This is a genomic window from Yinghuangia seranimata, assembly GCF_029953285.1.
In the GTDB taxonomy this organism is placed as follows: Bacteria; Actinomycetota; Actinomycetes; order Streptomycetales; family Streptomycetaceae; genus Yinghuangia; species Yinghuangia seranimata.
Window position 1 is genome coordinate 110,776 of the sequence record NZ_JASAOI010000002.1, and the last position, 12,085, is coordinate 122,860.

General features: G+C 71.7%; 6 protein-coding genes. All 6 read left to right on the plus strand.

What is annotated here, in order from left to right:
* The first annotated feature begins 96 nt into the window (after positions 1-96).
* The 6 genes from QI554_RS00770 (at position 97) to QI554_RS00795 (ending at position 12,070) form a co-directional block, all read left to right on the plus strand.
* Complete coding sequence (locus QI554_RS00770) at positions 97-771, plus strand: DUF4097 family beta strand repeat-containing protein (protein WP_281464620.1); 675 nt, start codon at positions 97-99, stop codon at positions 769-771.
* A gap of 215 nt (positions 772-986) precedes the next feature.
* The gene (locus QI554_RS00775) at positions 987-4,439 is read left to right on the plus strand and encodes an alpha/beta hydrolase fold domain-containing protein (RefSeq protein ID WP_281464622.1); all 3,453 of its coding nucleotides are present in this window, start codon (positions 987-989) and stop codon (positions 4,437-4,439) included.
* Positions 4,436-6,652: an MFS transporter gene (locus tag QI554_RS00780; RefSeq protein WP_281464624.1), complete on the plus strand. Its 2,217-nt coding sequence runs from the start codon at positions 4,436-4,438 to the stop codon at positions 6,650-6,652. The genes QI554_RS00775 and QI554_RS00780 overlap by 4 nt, the downstream gene beginning before the upstream one ends.
* Positions 6,653-6,655: 3 nt before the next feature.
* Positions 6,656-9,502 (plus strand): ABC transporter permease subunit, encoded by a 2,847-nt coding sequence (locus QI554_RS00785; RefSeq protein WP_281464626.1) that lies wholly within the window; start codon positions 6,656-6,658, stop codon positions 9,500-9,502.
* Positions 9,499-10,806 (plus strand): ABC transporter substrate-binding protein, encoded by a 1,308-nt coding sequence (locus QI554_RS00790; protein WP_281464628.1) that lies wholly within the window; start codon positions 9,499-9,501, stop codon positions 10,804-10,806. The genes QI554_RS00785 and QI554_RS00790 overlap by 4 nt, the downstream gene beginning before the upstream one ends.
* 34 nt (positions 10,807-10,840) lie before the next feature.
* Positions 10,841-12,070: a cytochrome P450 gene (locus tag QI554_RS00795; protein WP_281464630.1), complete on the plus strand. Its 1,230-nt coding sequence runs from the start codon at positions 10,841-10,843 to the stop codon at positions 12,068-12,070.
* Positions 12,071-12,085 lie beyond the last annotated feature (15 nt).

Below are 12,085 nucleotides of genomic sequence, written 5' to 3' on the forward strand. Positions count from 1 at the left end.
ACGTGTGTGTTGCCAGGATGGTGAATGCAACGTAGCGTTTCCGTTGTCGGAAAGAGCGGGCCCTCGGGGCGCGCGACACAGCAGAAGGAGCGCACGATGCAGAAGTTCGACACCCCCGCCGCGGTCTCGGTCGTCCTGGACATCCCCGCCGGACGCATCCAGCTCATCGCCGCCGACCGGGCCGACACCACCGTCGAGGTCCGGCCCGCGGACGCCGCGAAGAGCCGCGACGTCAAGGCCGCGGAACAGGCGGAAGTCGGCTACGCCGACGGCGTGCTGCGGATCGTGTCCTCGCCCGCCACCCGGAACCGGATCTTCGGCCCGTCCGGGTCCGTCGAGGTCACCGTCCAGCTGCCCGCCGGCTCGAACGTCGAGGCCAAGGCGGCCGGCGCCGAGCTCCGGGGCGTCGGACGGCTCGGCGACGTCGCCTTCGAGGGCGCCCAGGCGACGATCAAGCTCGACGAGGCCGCGAGCGCACGCCTCGCCTTCCAGGACGGCAGCGTCGCCGTCGGCCGCCTGGCCGGTCCCGCCGAGATCACCACCATGCGCGGCGACATCACCGTCGCCGAGGCCCACCAGGGCAAGGTCGTGGTGAGCACCCAGTCCGGCAACATCACCGTGAACGCCGCCCGCGGCGTCTCGGCCACCCTGGACGCCGGCACCACCTACGGCCGCATCGACAACGCGCTCAAGAACGCCGACGGCGCCGAGGCCGCGCTGAACATCCACGCCACCGTCGCCCAGGGCGACATCACCGCGCGCAGCCTCTGATTCGCGGAGCGCCGATCCGGACGGGATCCCGCTGAACTCCACGCCACCGCCCTCCCCGCTACGGCCGGGAGGGCGGTGGCGTTTGTGCGGCCGTACGGCCGTGCGGGCCTGCGTCGCGCGCCTGCGGGCGGAGTCTTGTTTTCTGCGGGTGCCGACAATATATTCCTGCGCCCGCAGACAATTCGTCCGCGCCGTACCACCGCCAAGGAGCACCAGTGCCGCTCGCCCCCGAGATAGCCGCCCTCGTCGACGTGCTGCGTGACGCGCCGCCCGAGTTGACCGGCGGCCCCGACACGACCGTGGAGGAGGGACGGGCGCTGCACGAGGCGGGCGCGGAGCTCGTCACTCCGCCCGAGGAGCGCGGCACCGTCGCGTCGGCGGAGGACAGGACGGTCCCCGGCCCCGCCGGGCCCGTCGACGTGCGGGTCTACCTGCCCGTGCGGGAGGAGCCCGGGCCGGTGCCCACGCTGCTGTGGATGCACGGCGGCGGCTGGGCGTCCGGCAGCGTGAACACAGGGGACACCGCCGCCCGCGCGCTGTGCGAGCTCGCCAGGGTCGCCGTCGTGTCCGTCGGCTACCGGCTCGCCCCCGAGGCGCCCTGGCCGGCTGGGCTGGACGACTGCACGGCCACGCTGCGCTGGGTGCGCGACAACATCCGCGAACTCGGCGGCGACCCGGCCCGGATCGGCGTCGGCGGCGACAGCGCGGGAGGCAACCTGGCCGCCGTGCTCGCCCAACGCACGCCGGAGCACGGCGTCCCGCTCGCCGCGCAGCTCCTCGTCTACCCGGCCACCGACCTGCGGCTCGACGCCGACGGCTACCCCTCGCGCGAACGGTACGCGACGGGCTACATGTTCGAGACCGCCGAACTCCACCGCGCGGTCGCCCGCTACCTCGGCCCCGACGGCGACCCCACCGACCCGCGCGTGTCACCGCTGCTCGCGGAGGACCTCGGGTCGGTCCCGCCCGCGTTGGTCGTCACCGTCGAGTACGACCCGCTGCGCGACGAGGGCGCCGCCTACGCCGCCAAGCTCGCCGCGGCGGGAATCCCCGTGGTGCACCAGGACGTTCCGGGCCTGGTCCACGGCAGCTTCGACATGCTCGGCCTGTCCGGGACCGCGCGGACCGCCATGGCGGACGCCGCGCACGCGCTCGCCGACCTGTTCGCCGCCGACCACAGCAGGAGCGCGTCGATCGGCGACGACGAACTACGCGGCCTGGTAGCCCGGTTGTCACTGGAAGACAAGGTGCGGCTGATCGTCGGCGAGGACTTCTGGTCGCTGCCGGAGCTGCCGCAGATCGGCCTGCGCAAACTGCGCATGTCCGACGGCCCGGTCGGCGTACGCGGCACGGAGCTCGACAGCGGCGACACCTCGCTGCTGCTGCCCTCGCCCACGGCGCAGGCCGCCACCTGGGACCCCGAGGTCGCCCGCCGCGTCGGCGTCCTGATGGGCGCGCAGGCGCGCGACAAGGACATCCAGGTCCTGCTCGCCCCCACGGTGAACATGCACCGTTCGCCGCTCGGCGGACGGCACTTCGAGTGCTACTCCGAAGACCCGCTGCTGACCTCGAAGATCGGCGTCGGCTTCGTCGAGGGCGTCCAGTCCGCGGGCGTCGCCGCGACGATGAAGCACTACGTCGCCAACGACTCCGAGAACGAACGGATGACGTACGACAGCCGCGTGGGGGAGCGGGCACTGCGCGAGGTGTACCTCGCGCCGTTCGAGGCCGCCGTCCGCGAGGCCCGCGTCTGGCTGGTCATGTCCGCCTACAACGCGACCAACGGCCACTCCATGACGGAGAACTCCCGCCTCCAGAACGACGTCCTCAAGGCCGAGTGGGGATTCGACGGCGTCGTGGTCTCCGACTGGATGGCGGTGCGTTCGAACGAGCCCGCCTACCTCGGCGGCACCGACGTCGCGATGCCCGGCTTCGGCGCGGTATGGAGCGAACACCTCCTCGAGGCCCTCCGCGAGGGCAGGGTCGACCCCGCGGTGCTGGACGACAAGGTGCTGCGCGTCCTGCGACTGGCGGCGCGCGTCGGCGTCCTGGGCGACACCGCCCCGCCCGAAGGTGTGACCACCCCCGCCGACGCGGACGCGCAGATCCGCGCGATCGCCGCGCGTGCCATGGTGCTCCTGGAGAACCGCGGCGGCACGCTCCCCGTCGACAAGGCCGCGATCGCACGCGTCGCACTCATCGGCCCGAACGCCGTCCGCCTCTCCGCACAGGGCGGCGGGAGCGCGCACGTGACCCCGCCGCACGTCGTCGGCGTCCCCGAAGGACTGCGCGCGGCGCTCGGCGCCGACGTCGAGATCACGGTACGCGAGGGCGTGTTCACCCACCGCCGGCTCCCCCCGCTGCCGTCCGCCACCGCCGTCGACCCCGCCACCGGGCGTCCGGGCGTCGGCCTGGAATTCCGCGGCGTGGACGGCTCGGTACTGGACACCGGCCAACGGTGCGACAGCTACGCCGTGTTCATCCCCGGCGCGATGCCGCCCGGGACCGCGTCCATCGTCATGCGCACGCGCATCACGCCGACGACCGACGGCGCCCACCTGCTCGACGTGCTGGGCGCCGGACACCTCGAACTCACCGTGGGGAGCCGCTCCGAGAGCTTCGACCTCGTCGTTCCGAGCGGAGACATCGCGGAGATGATGATGCACCCGCCGCTCCAGCGCGTCGAGGTCGACGCCGAGGCGGGCGTCCCCGTCGACCTCGAACTCGTTTACGGGGCAGGCGAAGAGCTCTTCTTCGCCGCGTTCGGCCTGGGCTGGAGCGAGCCGCGCCTGTCGGACGACGAGGAACTCGCCGAGGCGGTCGCGGACGCGGCCGCGGCGGATGTGGCGATCGTCGTGGTCGGCACGACCGACGACATCGAATCCGAGGGATTCGACCGCCGGAACCTGGCGTTGCCCGGCCGTAGCGACGACCTGGTCCGCCAAGTGGCCGCCGCCAACCCGAACACCATCGTGGTCGTCAACGCAGGCGCCCCGGTCCTCATGCCGTGGCGCGACGAGGTGGCCGCCCTCGTGTGGGCATGGCTGCCCGGCCAGGAGGGCGGCGACGCCGTCGCCGACGTGCTGACCGGCGCGCAGGAGCCCGGCGGACGGCTGCCCACCACGTTCCCGGCGGCCGAGTCCGACGTCCCGGTGCTGTCGACGACGCCGGTCGACGGCGGACACGACTACGGCGAGGGCCACATCATCGGCTACCGCCTGTGGGCCGCGCACGGTAACACCCCCGCCTACCCGTTCGGCTTCGGACAGGGGTACACCGACTGGGACTACCGCACCCTGCGCGTCGACGGCGACGCCGACCGGGGTCTCTCGGTCGAGGTCGGACTCGCCAACACCGGTCCGCGCCACGGCCGCGAGGTCGTCCAGGTGTACCTCGAGCCGGACACGGGCGAACTGTTCGGAGCCCCCGAGCCGATCCGGCTGATCGGGTTCGCCGCGGTCGAGGCGGACGCGGGTGCCGAGGTCGTCGCGCGCGTCACCGTGGACCCGGCGACACTCGCCCGCTGGGACGAGGCCGCGGGCGCGTGGACGACGGTGCCGGGCACGTACCGCGTCTCGGCCCGCCGAGGCGTCGCCGATCCGCGGCTGCACACCGAGATCTCCCTCGCGCCGTCCCGCCCGCGCACGCGAGACGAGGCGGGCCGATGACGGCGCGCGACCCCGACTCCACGGTGGCGCCCAACGCCGCGGCGCTGGCCGCCGACCTGGTCGACGCCGAAGCGGAACGCGCCCGTGAGGCGCGCTCGGAGCGGGACGTCCTGTTCGCGGACGACCTGCTCCCCGGCGTCGGAGGCGAGCGGCTGACGCTGCGCCAGGGGCTCGCGGCCGGCGGGACCGCGACGTTCCTGACCCTCACCGCGCTGTCCGCGTTCGACGAGTTGGAGACCGCGACGCTCAGCGTGCTGGCTCCGGACATCCGCGACACGTTCGGCATGGGCGACGGCACCATCGTCTTCCTGTCGGCGGCCTCCGGGGCCTTCCTGGTCCTGGGCGCGCTTCCCATGGGCTGGCTCGCCGACCGCCGCCGCCGCGGCACGGTCGCGGCCTGGGCCGGACTCGCCTTCTCCGCCTTCGTGTTCGCGTGCGGCCTGGTCGCCAACACGTTCCTGATGTTCCTGGCCCGACTCGGTGTCGGCGTGGCGAAGTCGAGCACGATGCCCGTGCACGGCTCGCTGATCGCCGACACCTACCCGATCGCCGTACGCGGACGCCTCGCGGCGACGAGCGGCATAGCGGGGCGGCTCGCGGCCGTGCTCAGCCCGCTGGCCGTCGGGGGGATCGCGGCGCTGGCGGGCGGTGACCAGGGCTGGCGCTGGGCGTTCCTCGTCCTCGGCGTCCCGAGCGCGATCGTGGCGGTGCTGGCCTTCCGGCTCCCGGAACCGCCGCGCGGCCAGAACGAGATGAAGGCGGTCCTCGGCGAAGTCCTCCAGGACGACGAGCCGATGCCGATCTCCGTCGAGGCGGCGTTCGCGCGGCTGATGCGGATCCGCACCATGCGCACGGTGGTCATGGCGTTCGCCGCGGTCGGCTTCGGCCTGTTCACCGGGCCGGTCCTGACGAACCTTTGGATGGAGGACCGGTTCGGGCTCGGCACGTTCGAGCGCGGCGTGTACGGGACGATCGGCGGCCTCGGCGTCCTGGCCACCCTCCCGTTCATCGGCCCCCGGTACGACCGGCTCTACCGCCAGGACCCGTCGCGCGCGCTCAAGCTGATCGGCTTTCTGATCCTGCCGGTGGCGGCGTTGATGCCGCTGCAGTGGTTCATGCCGACCGCGCCGGCGTTCGTGGCCGTGTCCATGCTGCCCATGATCCTGCTGTCGTCGGCGTTCGCGATGATCGGCCCGGTCATGCAGTCGGTCGCGCCGTACCGGCTGCGCGGACTGGGCGCCGCCATGGCGTCGCTGTACGTGTTCTTCATCGGCGCGACGGGCGGATCGCTGCTGTCCGCGTTGTTCCTCGACTCGTACGACGCGCGGGTCGCCGCGCTGCTCATCGGAGTCCCGTCGACGCTGGTCGGCGGCCTGATGCTGGTCCGCAGCGCGTCGTTCATCAAGAACGACCTTTCGCTCGTCGTGCACGAACTGCGCGAGGAACTCGACGAACGCGACCGGCAGTCGCGGGACCCCGAGCACATCCCGGTGCTTCAGGTGAACCACATCGACTTCGAGTACGGCAACGTGCAGGTGCTGTTCGACGTCGGGTTCGAGGTCCGGCGCGGCGAGGTGCTGGCGCTGCTGGGCACCAACGGGGCCGGCAAGTCGACGATCCTCAAGGCGGTCTGCGGGCTCGGCACGCCGTCTCGCGGCGTGGTCCGGCTGAACGGCAGGACGATCACGTACGTCGCGCCCGAGCAGCGCGGCAGGTTCGGCATCCGCCTGCTGCCCGGCGGCAAGGGCGTCTTCCCGGGCATGACGGTGCGCGAGAACCTGGAGATGGCCGCGTTCCAGCTCCGCGACACCACGCGTGAGCACCGCGACGGGCGGCGCGCCTACGTGCTGGACCTGTTCCCCGACCTGGCGGCCCGGCTCGGGCAGCGCGCCGGGTCGATGTCCGGCGGCCAGCAGCAGCAACTCGCCCTGGCCATGGTCCTCATGCACGATCCGCAGGTGCTGCTGATCGACGAACTGTCCCTCGGACTGGCACCGGTGGTGGTGCAGGACCTGCTGGCGGTCATCGAGCGCCTCAAGGCCGACGGGCTGACGATGATCATCGTCGAGCAGTCCCTCAACGTCGCCCTGGCCGTTGCCGACCGGGCGGTGTTCCTGGAGAAGGGGCAGGTCCGGTTCACCGGCGACGCCCGTGAACTCGCCGAACGCGACGACCTCGCCCGCGCGGTCTTCCTCGGCAAGGACGGTGGCTGACCCATGATCACCCTCACCCGACAGCTCGCCTTCGACGGCCTCGTCAACGGCCTGGTCATCGGCCTCCTCGCGATGGGCATCGTGCTCGTCCACCGCTCCACCCGGGTCGTCAACTTCGCCGTGGCGAACATGGGCCTGGTCGGCTCGGCGCTGTTCGCGCTGCTGAATCTGCGGTACGACGTCCCGTTCTGGATCGCCCTCGGCATCGCGCTCCTCGCGGGCACCGCCTTCGGAGCGGTCGTCGATCTCGTCGTCGTGCGGCGGCTGTTCGCGGCGCCGCGCGTCATCCTGCTGGTCGCCACCATCGGCGTCGCCCAGTTGGCCCTGGTCATCGTCATGGCCTACCCGGAAGTCGACGCCCGGAAGTCGTATCCCGTGTGGTCCACGGACACATGGCACCAGGCCGGGATCGAAGTCACCGCCACCCAGGCCGCGGTCCTCGTGGTGGTGCCGCTCGTCGCCGCCGCGTTGGCATGGTTCCTCGGCCGAACCACCCTGGGCAAATCCGTCACCGCGTCGGCCGACAACCCCGAGCTCGCCAGGCTCAACGGGATCAGCCCGAAGGCGGTGTCCACTGCCGTGTGGGCGATCGCCGGCCTGTTGGCGACCGTGTGCCTGATCCTCGTCTCCGCGCGCAACGGATCGGTCAGTTCGCCCGCGGTCCTGGGCATGACCACGCTCATGCGCGCCCTCGCGGCCGCCGTGATCGCGCGCATGACCTCGTTCCGGATCGCGCTGCTCGCGGGCGTCGGCCTCGGACTCCTCGAGACCGTCGTCCAGTTCAACTGGCTCGACCAGCCGGGACTCACCGACCTCGTGGTCTTCGGCCTTGTCCTGGCCGCGGTCTTCGTCGCGGCGCGCGGCCGGGACACCGAGGGAGCGGCGTTCTCCTTCGCGCCGAAGGTCCGTCCGGTGCCGGCCCGCCTGCAGGAGCTGTGGTGGGTCCGCAACCTGGAACGCTTCGCGCTCCTCGCGCTCGGACTCGTCGCCGTCGTCGTGCCGCTGGCCGTCACCCAGTCGTCCCGCCACCTGCTCTACACCGTGATCCTGGCCTACGCGATCTGTGCGGCGTCCGTCACCGTCCTCACCGGGTGGGCCGGGCAACTCTCGCTCGGACAGATGGCGTTCGCGGGCATCGGCGCCCTCACCGCGGCCACGCTCAACCGGGGGCTGCGCGTCGACATCGGCGGCGGCAAGGTGCTCGTCGTCGACCGGCTCACCTTCCCGACGGCCGTCGCGCTCGCCTCGCTGCTCACCGCGGCGCTCGCCGTGCTCATCGGCATCGGCGCGCTGCGGGTCCGCGGCCTGCTGCTCGCCGTCAGCACCATCGCGTTCGCGGTCGCCTGCGAACAGTGGGTCTACCGCCAGGACGTCTTCCACGACAGCCCGACCCAGGTCACCGCGACCTTCCGGCGCACCGACGTCTTCGGCGTCGACGTCACCTCACAACGTGCCTACTACTACGTGGTCCTGGTCGTGTTGGTCGCGGTCCTCGCGGTCACCGCGCGGCTGCGCCGCACCGGGATCGGGCGGACCACGATCGGGGTACGCGACAACCCCGCGACGGCGGCGGCGTACACCGTGCAACCGACCCGGGTGAAGCTCCGGGCGTTCGCACTCGCCGGCGGCATCGCCGGACTGGGTGGATCGCTGCTCGCGGGCGCACTGCAGACCGTGCCGTACGGCGACGCCTACTTCCGCAGCGAGGACTCGCTGATGCTGGTCTCGGTCGTGGTCATCGGCGGCCTCGGCGCCACCTCGGGGCCGGTACTCGGCGCGCTGTGGGTCATCGGCCTCCCCGCCGTCTTCCCCGGCAACTCCGTCGTACCGCTGCTCGCGTCCAGCCTCGGCCTGCTGCTGTTGCTGCTCTACTTCCCCGGCGGCTTGGTGCAGATCGGCTACAGCGCGCGGGACGCCCTGCTGGCCTGGGTGGACGAACGCATGGGCCCCGCACCGGTCAAGACCGCCGCGGCACTGCCGAAACCTCCCGCGCGCGCCGCCCGCGCACCGCTGCCCGACGGCAGGCCGGTGCTGGCGACCGCGGACATCCGGGTCAGGTTCGGCGGCATTCCGGCCGTCGACGGCGTCTCGATCGAGGTGGGGCCGCACGAGATCGTCGGACTGATCGGCACCAACGGCGCCGGCAAGTCGACGCTCATGAACGCCGTCGGCGGATTCGCCCCGGCCACCGGCACCGTCCAACTCCTCGGCCGGGACGTGTCCACGCTGCCTCCCGCCCGGCGCGCGTCGCTCGGCCTCGGGCGGACCTTCCAGGCCGCGACGCTCTTCCCCGAGCTCACGGTCAGCGAGACCGTGCGGATCGCGCTGGAAGCACGCGGCCGCACCGGGTTGCTGTCCTCCGCCCTGTGGCTGCCCAAGTCGCTGAAGGGCGAGCGCGCCAAGCGGGCCGACGCCGACGACCTGATCGACTTCCTCGGACTCGGGCGCTACGCCGACGCGTTCATCGGCGACCTGTCCACCGGAACCCGCCGCATCGTCGAACTCGCCGGGCTGCTGGCCCTCGACGCCCGCGTCCTGTGCCTGGACGAGCCCACCGCGGGCGTCGCCCAGCGCGAGACCGAGGCGTTCGGCCCGCTCATCCGCGAGATCCGCCGTGAACTGGGCGCGTCGCTCCTGGTCATCGAGCACGACATGCCGCTGATCATGAGCATTTCCGACCGCGTCTACTGCCTGGAAACCGGACGGGTGATCGCCACCGGGACACCCGAAGCCGTCCGCAACGACCCCAAGGTCATCGCCAGTTACCTCGGCACCGACGAACGCGCCATCGCCCGCAGCGGCACGGCCGAACCGTCGTCCGCCGACCACGAAAGGAGCACGCTCGCATGACCGTTCGCGGAGTACTCGGAAGCAGATGCGCGGCCGTCCTCACGGCGGCGATCGTCGCCGCCACGGCGGCGGGCTGCACCGTCGAGGACAAGGAGAAGCAGGCGGCTCCGTTCGGCGGCGGGCCCGCGTCCGGCGCGGCCGCCACGGCACCGGGCGTGACCGCCGACGCGATCCGGGTGGGCATCGCCTATCCGGACATGGAAAGCATCAAGGCGTTCGTCAACATCGACCTCGGCAGCTACGAGGACGCGTACAAGGCCCTGATCGCCAAGGTCAACGCGGCGGGTGGGATCAACGGCCGCAAGATCGTCCCGGTGTTCGGCAAGGTCAGCGTGATCTCGCCCGCGCTGGCGCAGCAGACCTGCGTGGCCCTCACCCAGGACGAGAAGGTCTTCGCGGTACTGGCCAACTTCGTCATGCCGGGCCAGACCGACTGCTACGTCGAGACCAACAAGACCGCCCTGGTCGCGGCGCCCCAGCCCAAGGAGGCGTACACCAAGGCTCAGGCCCCGTGGTTCGCCGAGAACAGCGGCGACGACCAGTTCGCCGACACCGTCCGCATCCTCATCGACCGGGGCGTCTACGCGGGCAAGAAGCTCGCCGTCATCGGCGACGTCCAGTCCCAGGCGACCACCGAGAAGGCCGTCCTTCCCCTTCTGCAGAAGGCGGGGATCACCCCCGTCGTGACCGGCTACCTTCCCGCGGTCGGACTCGACGCGGCGGCGCTCGCCCAGCAGTCCGGCGTCATGCTCCAAAAGGCCCGGGCAGCCGGCGCCGACGTCGTCCTGCTCACGGGCAGCGCGGGACAGACCATGCCGGCCGTGATCGAGAAGACCGACTGGCGGCCCCGCATGACCTTCGCCGGCATCCCGAACGGGTACCTGATGGACAAGGCCAAGCACGACTTCTCCGTGCTCAACGGCGCGGAGACCGCGGGCGCCACCCTCGACTGGGACCACGACCCCGCGATCCGGGACTGCGTCGCGACCATGGAAACCGCCCACCCCGACCTCAAGGGCAAGCTGCGCGACCCCAACAGCGTGCCGTCCGGGCAACCGAACCCCAGCGCGTCCCTGTGGACAGCGTGCATCAACATCACGCTGTTCAAGGCGATCACCGACAAGGCGGGCCACGACCTGAACTACCGGACCTTCCAGGACGCCGGTTTCGGCCTCGGCGGCTTCCACATCCCCAGCTACGTCGAGAACGCCACCTACGGCCCGAACAGCACCAGCGGCGCGATCCCCCTGCGGGCCATGACCTACGACCCGGCCACCAATCGCTTCGTGCCCGTTGCGGGCTAGCGGCTTGCGTACCTCCATTCCGAAGGAACCACCCGTGCCACACCCCGCAGCCGACCTCGCGTCGGTCGACGTCTTCTCGCCCGACGCCTACGAGAGCGGCATACCGCACGCCTCGTTCGCGCTGCTGCGCGACGCGGCGCCGGTCCACCGCCACCCCGACCCCCAACTCCCCGAGGGGTTCTGGGCGGTCACCCGGCACGCCGACGTGGTCGCGGTCTCCCGCAATCCCGAGCTGTTCTCGTCGTACGAACGCCTGTCGACGCTCGGCGAGGCCGACGGCGAACTGCTGGACACGCAACGGCTGATGATGCTCAACATGGACCCGCCGGAGCACTCACGCCTGCGCGCGCTCGTCAACCGCGGGTTCACTCCGCGCACCACCCTGACACTGGAGAGCAAGGTCGAGGCGGCGTGCGAGCGCATCGTCGACGCGGCCGTCGCGCAGGGCGAGGGCGACTTCGTGACGCTGTGCTCCGCCGAACTGCCACTCGTGGTGATCGCCGACCTGATGGGCGTGCCGCAGGAGCACCGGCACCGGCTCTTCCACTGGTCGAACCGGCTCGTCGGCGGCGACGACGTGGACCTGGGCGGCGGCACGGAGGACGGCCAGGCCGCGCAGATGGAGATGTTCCAGTACGCCGACGAGCTGGGCGCGCGGAAGCGCGCCTGCCCGGTCGACGACATCGTGTCCAAACTCGTCCGACCGGACCGCGACGGCAACGAACTGACGGCGCTCGAGTTCGACCTCTTCTTCATGCTGCTCGCTGTGGCGGGCAACGAGACCACCCGCAACGCGATTTCCGGCGGCATGCTCGCCCTCGTCCGGCATCCCGAGCAGTGGGAGCGACTGAAGGCCGACCCCGAGGGCCTCGCCGGCACGGCCGCCGACGAGATCGTGCGCTGGGTGTCCCCGGTCAACGCCTTCCGGCGCACCGCCATGCGGGACACCGAGCTGGGCGGGCAGAAGATCGCCGCCGGCGACAAGGTCGTCGTGTACTACAGCTCGGCGAACCACGACGAATCCGTCTTCGCCGACCCGTACACCTTCGACATCGGCCGCGACCCCAACCCCATGCTCGGATTCGGCGGCGGAGGACCGCACTTCTGCCTGGGCCGCCACCTCGCCAAGCTCGAGCTCGAGATCATGTTCAGGACCCTCGCCCGCAAGATCGACCGCGTCGAACCCACCGGCCCCGCACGCCGGATGCGCTCCAACTTCCTCAACGGGATCAAGGACATGCCGGTGCGGATCATCCCGGCGTGAGCCGGATGCCGTCGA